The organism is Lachnoclostridium sp. An118, from assembly GCF_002160985.1.
In the GTDB taxonomy this organism is placed as follows: domain Bacteria; phylum Bacillota; class Clostridia; order Lachnospirales; family Lachnospiraceae; genus Claveliimonas; species Claveliimonas stercoravium.
The window spans coordinates 217,382-238,642 of sequence record NZ_NFLQ01000004.1 but is presented as its reverse complement, the minus strand read 5'-3'; the positions used below and the strand labels follow the sequence as shown (position 1 = coordinate 238,642).

Sequence of the window (21,261 nt, the reverse complement as noted above, 5' to 3'; positions counted from 1 at the left end):
CTGTCCGCCCTCTATGCTGTCGCTTCACACTGGAACAGGGTGAAGATGTTGGTTCTCTTGATCTCGAGCTGATTTAAGATAAATTCCTTTATAAACGGATTGCTGGGCCTGTTGATGATCTCCTCCGGCTTTCCGTACTGGGAAATCTTTCCTTCATTTATAATGAGGACACGGTCAGACAGAGTCAGGGCCTCCTCGGGGTCATGGGTCACGATGATGGTCGTCAGATGATACTCTCTTGCGATGGTCTTGATCCTGTCCTTGATGGACTCCTTGATCACGCCGTCCAGGGCGCTTAAGGGCTCATCCAAGAGGAGGATCTTCGGCTTCATGACCATCGTACGGGCCAGAGCCACCCTCTGTTTCTGTCCTCCGGAGAGCTGTTCTATCTTCTTGTCCAGATGCTCCTTCAGTCCGAGGAGCTCGATCAGGTCATCCACCTCTTCCTGAGTGGAGATCCCCGGCTTGTTCTTCAGTCCGTATGTAATATTCTGATAGGCGTTCAGGTTGGGGAACAGGGCGTAGTCCTGGAACACGATGTTAAATCCTCTCTGCTCCATAGGAACATTTGTCATATCCTCCCCGTTGTAGATGAGCTTTCCGCCATCCACCTCCGTGATGCCCAGTATCAGGTTCAGAAGGGTAGTCTTTCCGCTTCCGGAGGGCCCTAATATAGAAATGATCTCTCCGTCCTGCACATCCAGGCTGATGTCGTTCAGTATGGTCTTTCCGTCAAATGACTTCTTAATGTTCTTCAGTTCCAGCATGATCTTGAAACTCCTTTCTTCTCCCGCGGCGCCTGTTCTTTCGTGCCGGTGTCCTCTGGTTTCGTTCATGTCACGCCCATATTATATGTTCTCCCATTTTTCACCTTCAATCAAATCAGAGTGAACTCTTTGTTAAGGGAATGTAAAACCAAAAAAGAGGCTTGTAGATTTTCTACAAATCCTCTTCCTCTTCACTGTACGCCCTCCGGGTCACGATCTCGTTTGTCTTTTTCAGCTTTTTGGAAAGGACCGGATAGTTCCGGTTCAGCGCTCCCGCATAGAGCATATCCACCAGCGCCAGCTGGGATATCCGGGAGAAGATCGTATCCCCGTAGAAGAACTGTCTGTGGCTGGCACAGAGCAGGATGTCCGCATACTTGGCGATAAGGGCGTTCTCGAAATTGGTCAGCACCAGCGTCCTGGCTCCCGCCTTCTTTGCCGCCCGCATCACCTCCACCGTGTTCCTGGAATATCCGGAGTAGGAGACCCCGATAGCCAGGTCCTTCTTGGTCAGATTGCCCGCGCTCACATTCTGCAGATAGTAATCCGTGTAGGTCCTGCAGTTCAGCCCCAGGTAGGTGAGCTTGGTGAGCAGGTCGTTGACTGTGCACAGGGAGTTCTCCACACCGTATATCACAATGTTGTCCGCTGCCAGGATGGCGTCAACCGCCCGCTCAAACTCCTTTTTGCGGATGCTCTTGAGCGTCTCCTCCAGCATCTGGATGGAGGTGGTGACGATCTTGCCCGGTATCTCCTCCAGCCTGTCCTTGCTTGAAAGGCGGAAGCCGTACAGCCCAAGCTCCTCCTCTCTTCCCTCTGTCCTCTCCCGCATCTCCTCCTGCATCATGGCGTATTTGAACTCCCTGAAGCTCTTGTAGCCCACGGCCTTGGCAAAGCGCACCACCGTGGGCTGGCTGACCTTTGCCTCCCGCGCCAGCTCCTCGATGAGGAGCTCCCCCGCCTTTCCCTGATAGGATAGGATATAGTCGGCCACCTTGCGCTCTGACGGCCGCAGAGCAGCATAGATGTTCTGTATCTTCTGTCTCATCATTTTTCTTTTTTCCTCTCTGTAGAAACTCTACGATTTTACTTCCCTTTTCCGGCTCGCCGGATGCCGCCCCTCCGTCCGCCTTTTGTTATATTTTTCTCAATCTTCGGATTGTACGAAAAAAAATACAATCAGCACAGCTTGCTCCCGTTGGCCACCAGCTTGAACTTGCATCCCAGCCGCTCCGCCGCCCTCCTGCACATGATCATCCGCTGGAGAAATATCTCAAAGTAATCCATCACCGTGCACATGGTATCGTCCAGCTCGATCTCCATGCGTATCACTCTCTTTTCCTTATCTATCGTCAGTGCGGAAGACAGAGCCGCATAGTTCACTCTGTCGTGAATGTCAAAATTTGCGGGAACCGGGTTCTGCACCCGATTCCTCCGCACATCTGTCTTGTCCGCCAGGATCAGGGCCGCGGATACCTCGTCCACCGCTGCCCCCGTGTCCTCATCGTGGTGGCCGATGGCTGTCATCACAGTCATGGCGTCCCCCAGGGGCATCTGTCTTTCCTTTAATATCTGGTAGGCAAGCACCGCCCCGCTGTGGGGATGGTCATGCCGGTTCACGCTGTTTCCGATGTCGTGCATATATCCCGCGATGCGGCCAAGCTCGATCTTGTGCTTCCCATAGCCCAGCTCCTTTAATATCTTTCCCGCCGTGTCCGCCACCTTAGCGGCGTGTTTCCTGGAATGCTCCGTGTATCCCAGCTCATTGAGTATCCCGTTTCCCTGCTCTATCAGGAGACCTATCTCCTCATCACTCCTGATCTGTTTATATGTGACTGACAAACTCTTTTCCTCCAATATTTCTATGTATCTTACAATCGCCGGATGGCGTCCATGGCCAGCTCGGACCTCTCGCACTCCTCCGCCGTCATGGTCACCTGCCAGCACAAGGGACTGCCCTTCATGTGCTCCGAGGCGTAGCTGAGACCGTTGGTCCTCTCGTCCAGGAAGGGCCGGTCTATCTGGTCCGGGTCGCCCAGGAGGATGATCTTGGTATCCTTCCCCGCCCTGGTGATGATGCCCTTTATCTGGTTGGGCGTCATGTTCTGGGCCTCATCTATGATAAGGTAGGTCTTGATGATGGACCGGCCTCTGATATAATTCATGGCCTCTGTCTGTATCAGACCTCTGGCAAAGATTTCCTCTATCTTCCCCTTCAGCTCATCCTCATCCGCGTACCGCTCCTCCTCGTTGGAGTCGATCAGCTGCTCCAGGTTGTCGATGATGGGCCGCATCAGCGGTGAAATCTTCTCCTGCTCATCCCCCGGCAGAAAGCCGATATCCGAGTCGAACTGCGCATTGGGCCTGCACACCAGTATCCGCCTGTACTCCCCTGTGGGATTGTTCAGCACCTTCTCAAGCCCCACTGCCAGGGAGTAGAAGGTCTTGCTGGTGCCCGCCATGCCCTTGACGATGACAAGAGGCGCCGTCTTTGCCGGCTGCATGAGGGCCTCCTGGAGAAAATACTGCCCCGCGTTCCTCGGATGGATGCCGTAGGGTGCGCTCTTTTTGTACTCCAGCTTCCGGATGACTCCGCTTTCCACTCTTCCCAGATGTGTCTTTTTCACGGACTGGTCCGCCCGCAGTATGACAAACTGGTTTTCTGTGAGCTCCGGCGCAAACCGGTTTCCCTCCCCGTCCGTCACGTACACGCACTGGGCCGGGATGCCCTTTTTCTTAAAATCCTTGAAGATCTCCTCAGGCACGTACACCTCGATCCTGCCCTTGTACTGGTTTTCGTTGTCAAACACCTGCTCCGTCGTAAAGTCCTCGGCGGATATCCCAAGGATCTGCGCCTTAATGCGAAGAAGGATGTCCTTGGTCACAAGTACCACCTGCTCCTCGCGGGTGTTCTTAAGGCCCAAGCATACCTTCAGTATCCGGTTGTCCATGACCTCCTCGGACAGCTCAGGCGGAAGCTTCACATCCACATAGTTCCTCTCCACCCGGCAGCTTCCCCCTCCGGGAAGCGGTACACCGGCGAGCAGGTCTCCCCTGTGGCGGAGCTGCTCCAGGAACCGGATAGCCCGCCTGGCGCTCACGCCTCTCTCCCCCTCCGCTTTCTTCAGATGGTCAAGCTCCTCCAGCACAGCCATGGGCAGCACCACCTGGTTGTCCTCAAAGCACTCGGCTGCATAGGGCGCCTGGATCAGGACATTCGTATCAAGCACATAGATCTTTACCATAGAGTATCCCCTTTCCGGATCATATTTATCGATGCCAGGGGCAAAAGGTCTAAGCCCACATGAGCTTGCTCATAAGTGGGTGAAAGACCTTGGGACCCGCCCCGATATGAGCATAAAAGTGGGATGTATATCCCACGATATGCGAATATCGGGTAGGATTGTGAGAGTGCGCAGCACGGAACAATCCGCAGGCATCGTAGCCGGGGGCTTTTGCCCCAACATTGCTTTACCTACAGTATATCGTTCTTTCCTTTTCTCAAGATCAAGGTCTTGTAAAATCTACGTAAAATTTCCTTCGTTCATAATTTGTTCATTTATCATTTAAAAAAGTTTCATTTCTTGAACACCATTTCTTCACAGCTCTGCCTTATACTAAAACCATCAAATAAATCAAGACGCTTCGTAGTAGAAATACTATTGGAATAAACTTTTTCATAATACATGCCGGGGACTGAGAAATCGGTCACCCGGCATCCTCCCGTTTTAGGGGGTTTTTCTGGTGTATCTGTATTTTTTCAGCAGATCACACTAAAAAAGCACAGAGAGTTCCTTCCCTGTGCCATTATTCAATATATTTTTCTAGATGGTTTGACGGCTGATATATTCTGACAGAATTCTGTATACATATTCCGCGTTGTTTATCTGCTCTTCCGTTTCACTTTTACTTGCAATAAACATATCATCGTAATCCGAAGCATTACGGATTGTAAATGCGGAACCTATCATCTTTGATATCTCAATAGGAAATATGCCTTCTTTGATATACCTTCGTCTAAATTCCGCGATCACCCCACTGTGCTTGCTGGAGTCAAAATTATCAAAGACAAGAACTGCTCTCATAGCATGAAATATAGCATAATAGGCGCGGTTATTTGCAATCCTGTAATTGCCTGCATCATAAAGCAAATGAGCCGCCTCCAGATCTTCTCTTGCGCGCTCTATTCGATATTTTGCATAATCCTTCTGTAAAGAATTGTGATCAGGCAATCTTCACACCCTCTCTTTCCACATTTTGATAGAATACCGATACTGAAATATATTTTTGATACAGTTCATAATTCTGGACCACAGGAGCTAATACAACATCATACTCCAGGTCAAGTTTATCAGATATATCCAGAATACGTTTTCTTTCAGAATTGATACTCTCTAAGGGAACATTCAACAGGATCAAAATATCTATATCACTGTCATTTTCAAAATCACCTCGTGCACATGAGCCATATAATATAAGACTTTCCAGTTTTGTCCCATATATCTTTTTTGCTTCCTCTGCAAATTTATCCAGAACTTCTCTGATCTTTTTCTCCGTCATGCTATCACCTTCTTTATGATGCTGGAACTACTCTGTTTTAATCATTATACTTCGTTTTCTGCTATTTTACCATCCTTTTTCCTGCGCCGCTATACCATCATCCGTCATCTCTGATTAAATTCTGCCGCCCATACAAAATTCAGTCCACCCGTTATCTCGTCAAGATAAGAGTCGCCAAGGCTTCCGCCGTTTCTAATCATAGTCAGGTTACTATCTCCTGACCATATCAAAGTTACAGTAATTCCATATGTCGTAAATTCCGCGGTGCTGCTGTCAAGGACCTGCGCTGTCTCTGACAGCAGGACAGCTCCGCCCAGCCATCCCAGGTCAACCTGGACAGACCCATTTCCAAGATCTGTCACCTCCACTCTTCCAGTTTCTATTCCTCCCGGCTGAGTTGTGCTGCAGTACACACCCATCTTTCCTGCGAATGCAGCACTGCCTGTCCCGTTTTTCTCATCCTCAATCCTCTTAATGAGGTCTGCATTGGCGCGTTCGTGATCATTGAGGACAGACGAGTCAAACTGATCCGCAGGGATTGTTCCGTTATACCAGGGCTGGCTGTTAAAGTAATCCGCAAGCTCCTGCATATCGAACATTCTTCCGTGTCTGGCAAATATCTCGTTTCTTCCAAGCAGAAGCTGGTGGGCGTCAAGGGCTCTCACCTCGTCTTCTGTCAGATAGCGCTTATCGCTGTCCGGAAAGATGTAGAGGGAGGCATTGATCTCGTCCTGCATTTCTGCATACTCTTCCTCTGTCAGTGTCCGGTATTCTATCAGCTTTACCAGTCCTTCTTCCAATGCGCATGTAACGCACTCTCTTGTCTCAGATTTTACCCTGGAAAATCCTACATCTCCGCTGTCCTGTAATATATCATATGTATCTGAAAGAAGAGTATCCGCCTCCTCCTTTTCCATATCCATTGTAACGCCATGGAAAGACGGAGCCTCGTCTGCATCTCCTTCTATTATGACCTCACTGACCTTTCCGTTATCATCGTATACGATTGATACAGGACTATCTTCAAGTATTCCTGTATCATCAAATCCATATGCCTCCATCTCTTCCATCGTAGCCCCGATCATGTCCTCCATGTCTACATCTGCCAGGTTTGCAGGCTCCTCCTCAGGCTCCGTTTCCTCCAGGTATTCCCCTGGATCCACACTGGGAGTCGCTGCCGTGGGGATAAGACAGATAACAGCAATAAGGATACTCAGCCCTGCAAGCTTTAAAGCGCTCCTTATCCCAACACTGGCCTTAGAAAGCTGTTTCCCGTTTTTCTCCCTGGGTGAACAGAGGAAAATCTGATAGAAAGCGATCGCTGCTGCCAGGAGGTTCGCCATAATGAGCAGGATCATTGCAAACTCGACTGTGACAGACAGCGGCGTACCGTCCGCACTGCCTGTGAGCGTCGCTGAGAAGTAGAGCGCCAGAAGTACGGCAGCAAATGAGCAGGCCGCGCCGATATAATGCTTTAAATTTCTCTTCTTACTATCCTCTGCCGTATTCTTTTTCCCGAAAGATAAAAGGAACGCTATAAGCGGAAGGAGCAAAAGAGCGCCAAATGAAAGTATGCCTTCCATTTCTTCCGACATATATTCAAATCCAAAGGTAATATCCAATCCGCTCAGTGTAAACAGTTCCCTTCCCGCACAGGAGAACAGATACAGCGGACAGAAAAAGCATACGACAGCCACCAATGATAAAATCTTTATCAGAAGCCTTCCTGTTACCTTTTTGCTTCCAGACGTCAGGTCCGCCTTCTCTTCGCCCGTCTGTACACTCTCCTTTGAAGAGACCGCCTCGCCGTTCTTCTCCGGATCATTTGACCGGTTTACGGCTTTTCCACAATAGGGACATATCTCCCATTCCTCTTTAAGTTCTTTTCCACAATTTCTACAGTACATAATAATCCCTTTCTTTATTCACCCAGAATAATAATAACCCCATCCATATATGGTGTTCCAAACTGATCTTCTCCTCTATAGATCCCTGCCGCATATCCATAGTCACCCGAAATCACATTTCCAACCTGTTCTCCGTTTGCATTATAGGCAGATTTGCCATCATACTTTACTTCAACTCCTCCCTGACCATCCCAAAGCCCAATAATAATGCTGTCCGCCACTATAGAGAAATCTCCTTCCAGCAATATATTTTTTCCAATATATGTGTCCGGGTTTCTGTTCAGTTCTTCCTGTGTTACGCTGATACAACTATTCAGATATTCTTCCAATGTCATCTCACCGGCAGGCTCAGAAGGCTTCTGATCATCTTTCTGCTCCTCCACAACGGCTGTTCCTGATGAAGATGTTGGCTCAGCATCAGTATCCCCACCAGGAACAAATACAGAAGCCAAAATGTACCAAAAGATAATACTTGCTATTATCTCAAATAAAATCTTAGAAGTCGTAACTTTTCCACTTACTGTTTTATAATTAATAGGCCCATATATGAGATATATTGCCAGCACACAGACAGATGCCTCGAAGAAATACTGAATAAATCCCGTAAATATGTGATCCATTTCAATGCCAAGCAGTCGTATGATAACATACAAAATGATCGGAATACATAAAACAGCTCTAACCGGATGAGCTTTAAACAGCGCTTTAACGAATAATAAATCCTTCTCTGTTTCCTCTTCTGTATCTGCTGGTCGCTCAACAGCTTCTTCTACATCTGAAATCTGAATTCCACAGTACGGACAATTCTTCCAACCTTCCTCAATTTCTTTTCCACAATTTTTGCAATACACTTTTTTCTCCCGTTCCATTTATATTACATAATTTTTCTTCTATCGCTTCTTCCTCATTTTCAAATACACTGTCGGTTGATTTCCAACTCTCATCCCCCAAAATGTCTCTGGTAATAAATAGTCTATATGTATATCCCCCTTTCTAAGACTTCGTCCACATTTCATGCGATTATTTGTTTGTAACTAATAATTTTATAGTTATAACTAATTATACTATAACTATAAAATAATTACAATTAAATCATATAACAAAAGGGGTGATGCAAAATGAAGGATATCAACTTTGAAAAAATCGGCCAGAAGCTCAAAAAAATCCGTATATCCAAAGGTCTTACCCAGGAATATATTGCCAATATGGTGGATGTGAACACCAGCCATATCAGCAATATAGAAAACAACCGGGTAAAGGTATCCCTCTCTACCCTTCTCCAGATATGCAACGCCCTCGGCGTCACAGTCGATTACGTCCTTTCCGACGAGTATACAGAGGCCTCCTCCGCTCTGGATCACGAGATCTTATCTGAGCTCCAGGGCTGCAGCGACAGGACAAAGGAGCAGATCCTTCAGATCATCAGGGTTTTGAGATAGATTTGTCTCCGGCAAGGCATTCCGCCATCAGGCCGGCTCCGTACTTAAAGCCTCTGATAAATCCCGCTCTCTCCGCCATGTCTGCGACTGCGAAGAGTTCGTCCCGGTACTCCTCAATCTCTCTCCAGTCCACCTCTTCCTTTTTCCCCTCAAAAAGCTCCATAATCTCTTTGTCTACAACCCGGCGCACTGTATCTCTTCCTTCTGAATTCCGGACACAGGCCTCGTATATTTCCCTGATCCTCTCATCCATAATATCCACAGGCCGGCATGCCGCCTCTCCTCCTTTCTTCACAGCTCCAGTTTACTGCACGCATGTGACATCCTTTGTCATCCTGCCTATAAAAGTGAAAAAATCCGAAGAATCCGCTCTTTTTCCATCTGTCCCACGGGCAGAAAAAAGCACAGGGGTATCCCGCCCTGTGCTTTCCAGGTATCACTGTATTTTCACATATTTTAGAGATTTTTTCTTGAAGCCCCACCTCAAACCTTTTATAATGAGTAGGTTAAGAAATGTAAAATCCAGGAGAAATGTGTGTAAAAAATGAGAAAATTGTCTGTTTTTATAAAAGTCTTCCTTCGGATCCTGTTCACGATACTGGCCGTGCTGCTGGCAGTCCTTGCCACGGTCATCACCTGCAGCCTGAACTGGATGTTCGACACATGGAGCAACCTGACGATGGACGAGCTCATCTACCATCTGACGTCTCCTCTGGAAGGCACAAACGATGCCATGATCAGGGAATATATCGACACATGTATTGTCCCGGCTCTCATCATCCTCCTTGTCCTCCTCGTACTTTTTGCCGCTTCACGCAAAAAGAAGCGCTACTATGCCATCCTGGCAGGGGCCATCGTCCTGTCTGTATCTGTCTGCACCCTGTCGGTCAGAGGAGCCTGGCAGGATCTGGATGTGGGAAACTACGTGGCAGACAGGGGCGCCTACTCCACTTTTATCGATGACAACTATGTAAGTCCGGTGGACGTGGAGATCACCTTCCCCCAGGAGAAGAGAAATCTCATCTACATCTTTCTGGAGTCCATGGAGACCACATACGCCGATACCCAAAGCGGAGGCGCTTTCTCCCGCAATGTGATACCGGAGCTGACCCGGATTGCCCAGGAAAATGAAGACTTTTCCGGAGAGACGGAAGAACTGAACGGCGGATACTCCATGCCCGGCACGACCTGGACCATCGGCGCCATGTTCGCCCAGACCTCGGGGCTTCCCTTGAGCGTCTCTATTGACGGAAATAACATGGACACTCAGACCAGCTTTTTCGCCGGAGCTGTGACACTGGGCGACATCCTGGAAAGCCAGGGCTATTCCCAGACTCTCCTCATCGGCTCCGACGCGGTTTTCGGAGGCCGGGAGCTGTACTTCACCGAACATGGAAACTACGAGATGATGGACTACAAATACGCAGTGCAGAACGGTCTCATCCCGGAGGACTACTATGTATGGTGGGGCTATGAGGATGCAAGACTCTTTGAGTTTGCCAGGCAGAAGGTGACAGAGCTGGCCGCCCAGCCGGAGCCCTTTAACCTCACCATGCTGACCGTGGACACCCACTTTGAGGACGGGTATGTGTGCGAGAGCTGTCCGCAGCTCTACGGCGATGACCAGTATTCCAACGTCATGCGCTGCTCCAGCCGGCAGGTGTCCGCCTTCATCCAGTGGCTCCAGCAGCAGGATTTTTACGAAAATACCACCATTGTCCTCTGCGGCGACCATCCCACCATGGACAGCGACTACTGCGAGGATATCGACAGCGATCACACCCGGAAGACCTACACCGCCTACATCAATGCCGCGGCCCGGAAGGAGACGGAGACGAGACGGGATTTCACCACCTTTGACCAGTTTCCTACCACTCTGGCCGCTCTGGGCGCACAGATCGAGGGCAATCGCCTGGGGCTGGGGACCAATCTTTTCTCCTCTGAGCCCACTCTGACCGAGCGCTTCGGCATTGAAAACGAGGAGACGGAGCTGAAGAAAAATTCCCGGCTCATCGAGGAGCTGGCAAATATCAACTATGACTCCCAGTCACTGATGGAGCGGGAGGGAAGGGTTCCCACAGGCACTGTCTACGCGGACCCCTATCTGCGGGACATCGGGGGCATTCCCGTCACCGTGACAGACCTGGCCAACCTGCCGGACGAAGTACAGAGCGTACAGATCGCGGTCTGGACCAATGAGGACCAGAGCGATGTGCAGTGGATACAGCTGGAGGCGCGGGAAGACGGAAGCTACGGCGCCAACATCAATGTGGCCAACTACGGCTTCAAGCTTGGCGTCTACTACATTGACGCCTATGTGATAGACAGCACCGGCGTTCCCCATTCGATCGGGCAGGCCACAGGCTATGTAGATTAAGGCCAAACATATGAAAAGAGAACCATTTAGCGGGACCCCTGCGGCTCCCGCTTTTTTACGGCGCTGCCCCTTACGGGGTCAGCGCCACTTTCATGACTCCATCCTCCTTCTTTTCAAACAGCCGGTACATTTCCATGGCCTCCGACAGGGGTGCCCGGTGGGTGATGAGACAGTCCCCCTTCAGCCTGCCCTGAGCTGTCAGCTCCAGTATCTCCCTGCAGCTGCAGGCATCCACGCCCCCTGTCTTGAAGATCAGATTTTTTCCGTACATCCGGGGCAGGGGAAGGATCTGGTCCTCCTCGTACATGGCCGCAATGACTACCACAGCGTTGGGCCTTGCCGCCTGCCAGGCAAGCCGGAAGCTGTCCTTTCCTCCCGCCGCCTCAATGACCACATCCGCTCCTCTGCCCTGCGTACACTCCCTCAGAGCGTCCGGCACAGAGACTTTGGACGGGTCCAGGAAGACGTCCGCCAGGCCGTGCCTGCGGGCAAATTCCAGTCTGCTCTCATCTATGTCTGCCGCCACGACCCTGGCAGGACTGTAAAGGGCTGCGCACATCATAGCGCACAGGCCGGCAGGTCCGGCGCCCAGCACAAGGACTGTGTCCCCCGCCTCTATTTCCCCGATCTTTGCCGCCCAGTACCCGGTGGACAGCAGATCCCCGGTAAAAAGAGCCTGCTCGTCTGTCACCTGGTCCGGTATGGGCGTCAGGGCCTGGTCCGCAAAGGGGATGCGCACGTACTCCGTCTGTCCCCCGTCTATCCTGCAGCCCAGCGCCCATCCGCCGTTTTCATCCTCACAGTTGTTGACAAATCCTCTTTTGCAGAAAAAGCATTCCCCGCAGAAGGTCTCCACATTGACCGCCACGCGCTGCCCGGGACGAACATTCCTCACCTTCTGCCCTGTCTCCTCCACGATACCCACAAACTCATGCCCCAGGATGACTCCCGGCACCGCTCTGGGGACCGCTCCATTTCTTATATGAAGGTCGCTTGTGCATATGGTAGTCAGGGTCACCCGGAGGATAGCGTCTGTCTCCTTCTCTATGTTCGGAAGAGGCCGCTCCTCCATGCCGATCTCTCCTTCTCCTCTGTATACGACTGCCTGCATTTTTCTCCCTCCCTGTCTGTTTGAGTCCATTCTATCACACTCCCCTCTTTTTTGCGATACGTCTGACCAGGGCAGCGCAGGGAGGGATAAGGAGCAGCAGAGCGGCAGCTGCCGCGGCCGGGAGCACAGCGTCCCCTGCTCTCTCTCCCGTCGCACCTTCTCTTGTCTCCTCCTCTTCCCGCTTAAAGCCATCCTCCTCCAGTCCCAGGGACTGCCTGGCAGGGGACAGGAGCCGGTCCACCAGCGTCTGCTTTGGTACCACCTGGAACATCACTGCCTCCTCCTTCTCATTTCCCGCTCTGTCCACAGCTGTCACACGGATACTGTATACCTGGTGCTCCTCAAATGTACAGCTGTACTCGTCTGTGTCCGTCTCCAGCGCCTGCCTTTCCCCGTTGATGCGGATCTCCTTTATCCGGTCAGAGCTGTTTCCCAGACGGACTGTGCAGGTCCTGCGCTCTTCATACGCCACGCCGTTTTCCACGCCCTCAAACAGGATTTCCGGCGGCGTGTGGTCGATGACGAACGCCGCCGCTGCCCGGGAACGGTTACCTGCCGCATCCACCGCCTCAGCCTCCAGGAGTCTCCTGCCCTCCTTTTTCACTGTCTGTCCGGGAAGATAAGGAACACCGTCCAGCGTCAGTCTGTAGGTATAGCTGGTAAAATCGGTAAATATCTCCGCCACGGGCCTGTCCCAGCAAAACTCCTTCACCCAGGTACCGTCCATTTCATCCACATAGGCGATCACAGGGTTCTGCTTATCCACGATCACCTGGGCTCTTGCCTCCGACTGCAGCCCCGCCCCATCGACAGCCCTGACCCACAGCCGATAAATGCCATCCTGGCTGAAGACCTGACTCGCCTGTCTCCGTCCGGTCTCCTCATTCCACTCTCCCTCCTCCAGCACGGTCTCCTCCCCCTCCGGGGAAGTCCGGGTCGTCTGCACGCTGCAGGAGGCCAGTCCGTTGTCATCAGCAGCGGAGAAAAGCGCCTGGACATCCCTGCTGGTGATCGAATAGTCCTGCACACCGCTGATTTCCACAGTGGGAGGGGTGTCGTCCACATACACCTGCATATCCCGATATGTCCGGTTTCCGGCCTGGTCACAGGCCACGGCCGACACAGGGATACCCTGGCCGCCCCTGGATGCCTGACGTATCGTGAATGTCCCCATCTCCTGTCCCGTCCGCTCCTGCTCCTGTCCATTTACATAGTATGCAATGTATTTTATCCCGCTTCCCACACTGTTTTCTTCCACTTTGTATCCGACATCAGCCTGATACTGATGCCAGCCTTCTCCCCCTTCCACCCACATGTCCAGGGAGGGCGGGCATGTATCTATTTTAAATATGAGCTCCCTCTCATAGAGGGTTTGGATCTCCTCGTCCGGCGGTGCGTACTCCGTCCAGACCCGGAGCCGGTTCTCCCCCTCACCGAAGGCCTCCGGCTCTATGACAGCCTGACCGCCCGGCTGGCTGATGCGGCCTTCGGTCAAAGCTCCGGCGGCATTTTCCAGAATATAGACCGTCTCCCCTGTCTCCCCCGGATGGAGGATCGTCACCTGGGGTTTCACTGTATAGTACTGCTCTTCCCCGTCCGGCTCCCCATATGAAACCTCATACGGAAGAGGCGGCTTCTCCTGAGTGTCATCTCCATCCCCCTCCGGGGGCTGCTCCTGCTCCGTCTCCTCCTGTCCCTCCTGGTCTGAGTGGTCCGTATCTGCCTTCGTCTGCTCATCCTCGTCTCCGCCTCCCTCAAGGTCATCTGTATCCTCCCTCTCCGCATGTGTTCCCTGACTGTCCTCCCGGGCAAATATCTCCTGCTGCCCGTACAGAGCAGCCAGAAGGAGCACCAGCAGAAGGAGCCGGACTGCTATTTTCCTACCCATACTTCCTCACCCTCCACTTTGATCTCATATTCTTCCTGCAGCTTCTTAAACTCCGGCTCTTCCGCTATCTTTGGGACCTCCCGGAGAAATTTCTGTATCGTCTGGGCACAGACCTGCCTGTCTGTCTCCGGCGAGGCGCACTGCATCCGGATATACTGGATACGAAGGAGCGCAGAGCCTGTCAGCTCCTCCAGGCCTCTCTGACAGTATTCCCAGGCCGCCTCAGCATCCCCGCTCTCTGTGCAGAGGGAGACCAGGCTGCTGTATATCTGCTCCCGCACCCCCTCTTCCTCTTCCAGCTCCAGTATGTACTCGTACTGCTCTGCCGCCTTTTCCGGCTCCTCCGCCGACTCATAGGCTCCGGCCAGCATCCATCTGGCCTCCTTTTCCTTCTCATGGTCCCTGTCCGTCTCCATCCAGTCCTGAAGAGCGAAAAGCTGCTCTCCCAGGCGGATGACCTCCTCCTTGACCCCGTCCTTCTCCAAAAGACCGTAGCCCCGAAGGATGGAGAGATAGTATCTGCCGTCTTCCCTGTCCGGTATCTTCTCCTGCATCTCTTGCAGGAGCGTTCTCAGCTCTTCCGCATCCATGTGGTCCGCTTCCAGCATGCAGGCGGACAGCTCCACGTAATCGTCTGCCAGAGGATTGCCGGGAGCTGCCTCCCGGAACAGTCTCCGGCTCTCCCGGTAGTCCTCAAGCTCCAGAAAATAGAGCATGGCCATGTCAAATTTCATCTGATCCTCCGCCTGCGTCTCCTCTTCTTTCTCCGCCTCTGCCCCCGTCCGGGAGTCCTCCTGCGGGCTGTCCTCCGAACCTTCACCCCGCAGGCTCTCCCCGGAGCTGTCCTGAAGGCTCCTGCCCGGGCTCTCCTTGGCTATCATGACCATTACTGCAGCAAAAGAGACTGCCGCCGCAGCGACGACCATGACCTTTTTTGTCCTTTTTATCTCCTGTCTGTCTCTTGGAAATTGTTCTGATATCTCTTGAACCGAATGATATTGTTTCCTGGATCTGCCTCTCTCCTCCTGACCAGGAGTCTGAATGAGGCACCTGAAAATGATCTTTCGCAGCCTTCGCTTTGTCCGCCCCCTGATGGGCGGGTCTGTCTCCACTGCTGCCAGCATATACTGAAAGGTCCGCCCTATCCCGTATATGTCGTCCGCCAGGCTTTCCCGCTGACAATACTGGTTGTCCGGCATCAGGAAGCTCTCCCGTATGCTCCTCCGCGTCAGCTTCTTCCTGAGCTCCTGCTGTCCCGGTGAGGACAGGTCCAGAAGATGGATCCTCCCGTCCTCCCCTGCTATCATGCTGTAGGGATTTACGTACTGATAACAGGGATTTCCCCTGCACCGATGAAATTTCTCCAGCTCCTCAAGGATCTGAAGCATCCACCCAAGGAGCTGCTCTCTTGGCAGGCTGGGGCGGTATTTCAGACAGGATGCCAGCAGATCGCCTGGCATGCAGTCCGAACTGACATAACACCGCCCCTGGTTTTCCACAAGTTTCAGAATGTCGTATTCTGTCTGCTGTTCCATATACACACCTCCGGCCTGTACTATAACTCTGCGTTGAAAAGGAATTAGTCCGGCGAAGCGCCGAAGAATAAAAAAGCGACCGCTTTTTGAAGCTTATACAGATAGTAGCACAGACCGGGGGAAAACGCAAGACAAAATTATGTGAATTTCAGTCTCATTTTTCAGACCGTGGCGGACAGGCAGCACTCTGTCCTCTCTCCTCTGCCTGCTCCTCCTGGAGCCGGCGCATATGCCCCAGTTCCCTCCCCACAAGGATGACCGTGGTCACAAAGGCGATGGAATCCGCCACAGGCCCTGCGAACATGATGCCGTCCAGCCCGAAAAAGACCGGGAGTATCAGGAGCAGGGGGATGAGGAAGATGACCTGTCTTGTCATGGACAGGAGCAGGCCCTTCACCGGCTTTCCGATAGCAGCAAAGAAGTTGGAAGAGATAAGCTGCACGCCGTTTGCGATGATCATGAACAGGAAAATACGCATGAAGCGCACCGCAAAGGTAAAATACAGCTCATCCCCTGTCCCAAAGAGGGAGATGATCTGCCTGGGGAAAAACTGGAACAGGACAAATCCCACCGCGGAGATAGCCAGGTTGACGCAGATCGCCAGCTTGTAGGTGCCACGCACCCGGTCATACTTTTTTGCCCCGTAGTTGAAGCCGATGACAGGCTGGCTCCCCTGGGATATCCCTATGATAAACGCCAGCAGGATGGCGTTTGTCTTCATGACGATCCCGCAGGCTGCCAGAGGGATGTCCGTCCCGTAGGGGGAGGAGGCTCCGTAATAGGTCAGGGAATTGTTCAGCACGATCTGCACAAATGTGATAGCCACCTGGTTCAGGCTGTTGCTCATACCCAGAGAGGCTGTTGTCAGGCACTCCCGGGGGATAAGGCGTATATCCTCTCTCTTCAGTTCAATGTTCTTAAATTTCCCTATATACCGCACAGCGGCCACAAAGGAGCAGACCTGACCGATGACCGTGGCCCAGGCAGCGCCCGCCACGCCCCAGTGAAAAGCAAAGATGAACAGCGGGTCCAGGATGGTGTTGACCACGGCCCCTATGAGCATGCATGTCATGGAATATTTGGGGCTGCCGTCCGCCCTGGCCAGGTTGCTCATGCCGTTGGTCACGATGAGGAAGGGCATGCCCAGCGCAGTGATCCTTGTATAGTCTACGGCGTAGGGCATCACATCTGTCGTGGCCCCGAAGGCAAGCAGAAGGGGATGCAGGAACAGCTCTATCAGCACCGCATAAACGACTCCGAAGACCACCATCATGCTGATGCCGTTCCCCACCACCCGGCGCGCTTTGTCCTTCTCCCCCGCCCCCAGGTGGAGGGAGAAACGAGAGGCGCTGCCGATACCGATGAGAAGAGCGATGGCAAGACAGATCGTGGTGAGAGGATAGGCCACATTGGTGGCCGCATTTCCCAGATAACCAACCCCCTGTCCTATGAAGATCTGGTCCACGATATTGTAGAGGGAGCTCACCACCATTGCGATGATGCTGGGGATGGCAAAGCTCCGCAAAAGCTCCGGTATGCTCTTGTATCCCAGCGGATTTTCCTGTGTATGTACTGTTTTGTTCATTCTGTCTCTTTTCTCCTTGTCTGTGTTATCCTTCCCTACAGCAGGCTTCATTTTCCCCGGCCAGGCTCACCCTGCTGTCTGCCGCTTCTTTGTCCATGGAAATGACCGCCGCAGCCCTCATGAGCCGGGCTTCTCTCTCGTCGTGGGTCACAAATAGTACAGTCCTTCCCTGACATGCTCCTGCTGTATAGACAATGCTCTTTTTCTTTGTCTCCTCGTCCAGCCCTTTGAAGGGCTCATCCAGGAACAGGATGTCACAGGGAGCCAGCAGCGCCCGGAGCAGGGCGACTCTGCGCTTCATGCCGCCGGACAGCTCATGGGCCGGCTGGCTCTCACATCCCTCCAGTCCCACTCTCCCCATCTCTTCCAGCACCTGCGCCTTTGTCCTGTCCGGACAGGTGAGACGGATGTTGGCCATGACGCTGAGATTTTCACACAGCCTGTCCTCCTGGAAAACAGCGCTCTTTTTCAGGGCTTCCAGCTCACTGTGCCCGCCAAAATCGTCGTCCGGCTTCTCCAGCCCCATAAGGATGCGAAGGAGAGTAGTCTTTCCGCAGCCGGACCTGCCCATGATACAGGTCGTCTTTCCTTCTTCCATGCGGAAGGAGAAATGATCCAGCACCCTGTGTTCTCCGTAGGTTTTACTTATATTTGTGATATCAGGCATATGTTCTCCTTTCTCTTTGTCCGCCGCATGGCTTATCCCATCCTCTCCAGACGCCGGACAAGACAATCCACGGCCTTCAAAAAGCCTTTTTCAAAGAGGACGCTGATGCAGATGATGACCAGGGTCCAGGCAAAAAGTCTGGGAGTATCCAGATAGATCTTCGCATTGTAGAGGTTTTCTCCAATGGAATCCTGGGGGATGCCGATGACCTCCGCCGCCACGCCCGCCTTCCAGCAGAGCCCCAGGGCCAGGGAGCAGCCGGCCCGGAAATAGGGAAGGACCTGGGAGACGTAAATGCTCCGCAGCCTCCTTCCAAACGGGATGTCAAAGACCTGCGCCATCTCCAGGAGCTGCCCGTCCATCTGGCTGATGCCGTCCAGCACGTTCGTGTATATTACCGGGAATACCATGAGGAAGGAGATCAGCACGGACAGATTCCGGGAGGAGACCCAGATAAGGACGAGGATGACAAAGGACGCCACCGGAATGGATTTGATGGTCACCACAAAGGGGAGGAGGAGCTCCCTCAGCCGCACCGATGCCGCCGAGAGCCCCGCAAGAGCCACCCCCAGGACCACAGCCAGCATAAATCCGCCCACGATCCGCAGCATGGAGGAGGCAATGGAGAGCCAGAACTCTCCTGTGACGGCCAGCTCAAAAAGGGTAGAGACAACAGTGACAGGAGATACAAGAAGTATCTCCTGTCCGATGCACATACTGACCGCCTGCCAGATGAGCAGCCAGACAAGGACTGCCCACAGTCTTATCTTATTCCTGGGTGTAGTAGAAATCTTCATCTGGCAGCTGTCCTCCTACAGCTTCCGGGTTCTGCTCATTTAAGACAGCAAGATATCCGGACAGTTTCTCCTGCATCTCGTCCCCTGTGATGCAGACGATGTTGCATGCGGGGATGGCCTTCTGGGCAACCTCCGCTGTGACGATATCATAACTTCCGACAAGCTGGGCTGCCTCTTCCACGTTTTCGTTTACAAACTCAACGGAAGACTTGTATCTCTCCATAAAGTCGGACACTGCCTCCGGATGCTCCTGGACAAACTCTGTCCTTGCGATCACCACACCGGTGAGGAGAGCGCTCGGATTTTCCGCATCCTCCTGGACCTTATCCCACTCTTCTGTCAGGTCCAGAGCAACTCTCAGGTCCGGATCCTTTGTCTGGGCTGTCGTCACAAAGGGCTGAGGGAGCATGGCAATACCGGAGGGATCCTGGGCCAGAGCCGCCACGCACTCCGAGTGCTCACTCTTCCACTCGATCGTCACATCCGCCGCAGGGTCAATGCCGTTCTCCTCCAGGATGTAGTTGAGGGCGTACTCCGGTGTAGCTCCCTTGCCGCTGGCGTAGATCGTCTTACCCTTCAGGTCCGCCGCGGACTGGACTGTATCTCCGTTCTCCACAATATAGAGGACGCCCAGCGTGTTGACGGCAAGGACCTGCACGCCGCCGTCCAGCTTATTATAGAGGACAGAGGACACATTGGCAGGAACTGCCGCAATATCCGTCTCTCCCTGAGAGATAGCCGGTGTCACTTCATCAATAGAAGCCGCAATAGTAAACTGATAATTTTCGTTGTCAATCTTTCCGTTATCCGCATCGTCCATCATCCGGACCATGCCCATGGCTGTAGGCCCCTTGAGGGCTGTCACGTTCACATCCACAGGCTCACTGCTCTGCGCCTCTTCCACTTCACTCTGGGTCTGCTCTTCTCCCTCGCTGTCAGCCGGACTGCTGCCACAGCCCGCCAGCATGGATGCGGTCATGGCAAAGGCCAGCAGGATAGCGCCAAGCTTTTTCGTTCTCTTTTTCATGATTTATGTTCCTCCTTTTGTCGTTCAATGATGTCCAGGAAATATTATAACTCGGCAAAACGAAGGTGTAAAGGCGACAGTACTGTTTTTACGCCTGCATATCCTGCCGCAGCGACTCTTTTCTTTTCTGCAAAAATCCCGCAAATGCAAATTTCAGCATCTGCGGGATTTCATAACAAGCATTAAAGTAATACAAAAGAAAGTTTTTTATTTACAGATTGTAGGGTCTGAACAGATGTCTCGGAATTCCATCCACCATGACAGGAGACACATCTCCCTGGATAAGGGGCCGAACATAAGCCACAAATTCGTCTGTCACGCCTGTTCCCTCCTCGTTGACCCACTCTCTTGGCACCAGCTTCTCGTCATTGGCGATCTTGTGCACGTCCTTCACCTCCGTACCGCACTGGTACGGGTCATCGGACAGTCTCTGGAGAACTACCATTTTCCCGGAGTCCCCTTCATCGGCCGCCTTGACCGCCGCACCGCCTACCTGGTAGGCTTCCAGGATGTCCACTCTGGAGGCCGCATGGGAGGCGGACCTCTGGAGGCTGCTCAGCTCGATAGCCCGGGTCTTGCATCCGATCTCCCCGGCGATAAAGCTTGCGAGATAGGAGGCGGTTCCGGACAGCTGCTTGTGGCCGAATGCATCCACAAAGTCAATACTGCTTCCCAGCTCGCACACATAGGTACCATCGGCCGTCCTGATGCCTTCCGATACTGCCACCACAACAGAGGGCTTCCTGGAGAGGAGCTCCTTTACCTTATCGCTGAAGGCATGAAGGTCAAAGGGAATTTCAGGCAGGTATATCAGGTCCGGTCCCTCACAGTCCTCTCCCCTTGCCAGGGCTGCCGCTCCTGTCAGCCATCCCGCGTTTCTTCCCATTATCTCCACAATGCTCACAAGACCCTTGCTGTACTCCAGGCAGAAGCTGTCCCGGATGATCTCTTTTACAGAGGTTCCGATATATTTGGCAGCGCTTCCATAGCCTGGGGTGTGGTCCGTCAGCGCCAGGTCATTGTCAATGGTCTTCGGGCATCCGATAAAGCGGGTCGGATGTCCGGTCACGATAGCGTAGTCGGAAAGCTTCTTGATCGTGTCCATAGAGTCATTTCCGCCGATGTAGATAAAGGCTTCGATATCCAGCTTGTCAAGGATAGAAAAGATTTTCTCATAGACTCCCTTGTCCTCATGGATCTCCGGCAGCTTAAAGCGGCAGGACCCAAGGAATGCCGCCGGGGTCCTTTTCAGGAGCTCCGCATCCAGCTCCGTGGTGATATATTCTGACAGATCCAGATATCTCTCCTGCAGAAGTCCCTGTATACCGTGAAGCATGCCGTACACTTTATTGGCCCCGCGGTCCTTTGCTGTGCGGTACACACCCGCAAGGCTGGAATTGATGGCAGCCGTGGGGCCGCCAGACTGACCTACGATTACATTTCGTTTCATGTTATGCTACCTCCGTCTTCTATGCCCCGGGTACAGCACATCCCTTTTGTCACAGTATACTGTGACATCACCTATGGCCGCCTCAAGGCTCTTAATATATCTATTTTAGTATATTTGGCCATATATGTCCATAAAAAGAATGCTTTTTTGT

19 protein-coding genes are annotated in these 21,261 nt (G+C 52.6%); 2 read left to right on the top strand and 17 right to left on the bottom strand.

Annotation, left to right across the window (positions count from 1 at the left end; genetic code table 11):
* Positions 1-11: 11 nt before the first annotated feature.
* From B5E62_RS05585 to B5E62_RS05550, 8 genes are all read right to left on the bottom strand, one after another.
* Complete coding sequence (locus tag B5E62_RS05585) at positions 12-767, bottom strand: ABC transporter ATP-binding protein (RefSeq protein WP_087173672.1); 756 nt, start codon at positions 765-767, stop codon at positions 12-14.
* Positions 768-939: 172 nt separating this feature from the next.
* Positions 940-1,818, bottom strand: a complete 879-nt coding sequence (locus B5E62_RS05580; protein ID WP_087173631.1) for a MurR/RpiR family transcriptional regulator — start codon at positions 1,816-1,818, stop codon at positions 940-942.
* A 128-nt stretch (positions 1,819-1,946) separates the two neighbouring features.
* The gene (locus B5E62_RS05575; protein ID WP_242957726.1) at positions 1,947-2,609 is read right to left on the bottom strand and encodes an HD domain-containing protein; all 663 of its coding nucleotides are present in this window, start codon (positions 2,607-2,609) and stop codon (positions 1,947-1,949) included.
* A gap of 29 nt (positions 2,610-2,638) precedes the next feature.
* Entirely contained in the window at positions 2,639-4,012 is a 1,374-nt protein-coding gene (locus B5E62_RS05570; protein WP_087173629.1) for a PhoH family protein, read from the bottom strand.
* A 579-nt stretch (positions 4,013-4,591) separates the two neighbouring features.
* Positions 4,592-4,999: a HEPN domain-containing protein gene (locus tag B5E62_RS05565; protein WP_087173628.1), complete on the bottom strand. Its 408-nt coding sequence runs from the start codon at positions 4,997-4,999 to the stop codon at positions 4,592-4,594.
* The gene (locus B5E62_RS05560; RefSeq protein ID WP_087173627.1) at positions 4,992-5,327 is read right to left on the bottom strand and encodes a nucleotidyltransferase domain-containing protein; all 336 of its coding nucleotides are present in this window, start codon (positions 5,325-5,327) and stop codon (positions 4,992-4,994) included. The genes B5E62_RS05565 and B5E62_RS05560 overlap by 8 nt, the downstream gene beginning before the upstream one ends.
* 104 nt (positions 5,328-5,431) lie before the next feature.
* On the bottom strand, positions 5,432-7,234 hold the full coding sequence (locus B5E62_RS05555) for a YARHG domain-containing protein (RefSeq protein WP_087173626.1): 1,803 nt from the start codon (positions 7,232-7,234) through the stop codon (positions 5,432-5,434).
* A 14-nt stretch (positions 7,235-7,248) separates the two neighbouring features.
* A complete protein-coding gene (locus B5E62_RS05550; RefSeq protein ID WP_087173625.1) occupies positions 7,249-8,103 on the bottom strand; it encodes a zinc ribbon domain-containing protein in 855 nt (284 codons plus the stop codon).
* Between the two features lie 249 nt (positions 8,104-8,352).
* Here B5E62_RS05550 and B5E62_RS05545 point away from each other — a divergent pair, with 249 nt between their 5' ends.
* On the top strand, positions 8,353-8,673 hold the full coding sequence (locus B5E62_RS05545; RefSeq protein WP_087173624.1) for a helix-turn-helix domain-containing protein: 321 nt from the start codon (positions 8,353-8,355) through the stop codon (positions 8,671-8,673).
* Here B5E62_RS05545 and B5E62_RS05540 read toward each other — a convergent pair.
* Positions 8,657-8,968: a DUF6809 family protein gene (locus B5E62_RS05540; protein ID WP_143468807.1), complete on the bottom strand. Its 312-nt coding sequence runs from the start codon at positions 8,966-8,968 to the stop codon at positions 8,657-8,659. The genes B5E62_RS05545 and B5E62_RS05540 overlap by 17 nt on opposite strands.
* A 249-nt stretch (positions 8,969-9,217) precedes the next feature.
* Here B5E62_RS05540 and B5E62_RS05535 point away from each other — a divergent pair, with 249 nt between their 5' ends.
* Positions 9,218-11,050, top strand: a complete 1,833-nt coding sequence (locus tag B5E62_RS05535; protein ID WP_087173622.1) for a GBS Bsp-like repeat-containing protein — start codon at positions 9,218-9,220, stop codon at positions 11,048-11,050.
* 70 nt (positions 11,051-11,120) lie between these two features.
* Here B5E62_RS05535 and B5E62_RS05530 read toward each other — a convergent pair whose 3' ends face one another.
* The 8 genes from B5E62_RS05530 to B5E62_RS05495 form a co-directional block, all read right to left on the bottom strand.
* Positions 11,121-12,161, bottom strand: coding sequence for an alcohol dehydrogenase (locus B5E62_RS05530; RefSeq protein ID WP_087173671.1), 1,041 nt, complete (start codon positions 12,159-12,161; stop codon positions 11,121-11,123).
* A 34-nt stretch (positions 12,162-12,195) separates the two neighbouring features.
* Positions 12,196-14,049, bottom strand: coding sequence for an Ig-like domain-containing protein (locus B5E62_RS05525; protein ID WP_087173621.1), 1,854 nt, complete (start codon positions 14,047-14,049; stop codon positions 12,196-12,198).
* Positions 14,034-15,584 (bottom strand): serine/threonine-protein kinase, encoded by a 1,551-nt coding sequence (locus B5E62_RS05520; protein WP_087173620.1) that lies wholly within the window; start codon positions 15,582-15,584, stop codon positions 14,034-14,036. The genes B5E62_RS05525 and B5E62_RS05520 overlap by 16 nt, the downstream gene beginning before the upstream one ends.
* Positions 15,585-15,738: 154 nt before the next feature.
* Complete coding sequence (locus B5E62_RS05515; RefSeq protein WP_087173670.1) at positions 15,739-17,169, bottom strand: MATE family efflux transporter; 1,431 nt, start codon at positions 17,167-17,169, stop codon at positions 15,739-15,741.
* Between the two features lie 25 nt (positions 17,170-17,194).
* Positions 17,195-17,836 carry an ATP-binding cassette domain-containing protein gene (locus B5E62_RS05510; protein WP_087173619.1) on the bottom strand — a complete coding sequence of 214 codons (642 nt, stop codon included), beginning with the start codon at positions 17,834-17,836 and terminating at the stop codon, positions 17,195-17,197.
* A 32-nt stretch (positions 17,837-17,868) separates the two neighbouring features.
* On the bottom strand, positions 17,869-18,633 hold the full coding sequence (locus tag B5E62_RS05505; RefSeq protein ID WP_087173618.1) for an ABC transporter permease: 765 nt from the start codon (positions 18,631-18,633) through the stop codon (positions 17,869-17,871).
* On the bottom strand, positions 18,605-19,660 hold the full coding sequence (locus B5E62_RS05500) for an ABC transporter substrate-binding protein (RefSeq protein ID WP_087173617.1): 1,056 nt from the start codon (positions 19,658-19,660) through the stop codon (positions 18,605-18,607). The genes B5E62_RS05505 and B5E62_RS05500 overlap by 29 nt, the downstream gene beginning before the upstream one ends.
* A gap of 211 nt (positions 19,661-19,871) precedes the next feature.
* Positions 19,872-21,110, bottom strand: coding sequence for a 6-phosphofructokinase (locus B5E62_RS05495; protein ID WP_087173616.1), 1,239 nt, complete (start codon positions 21,108-21,110; stop codon positions 19,872-19,874).
* Positions 21,111-21,261: the final 151 nt, after the last annotated feature.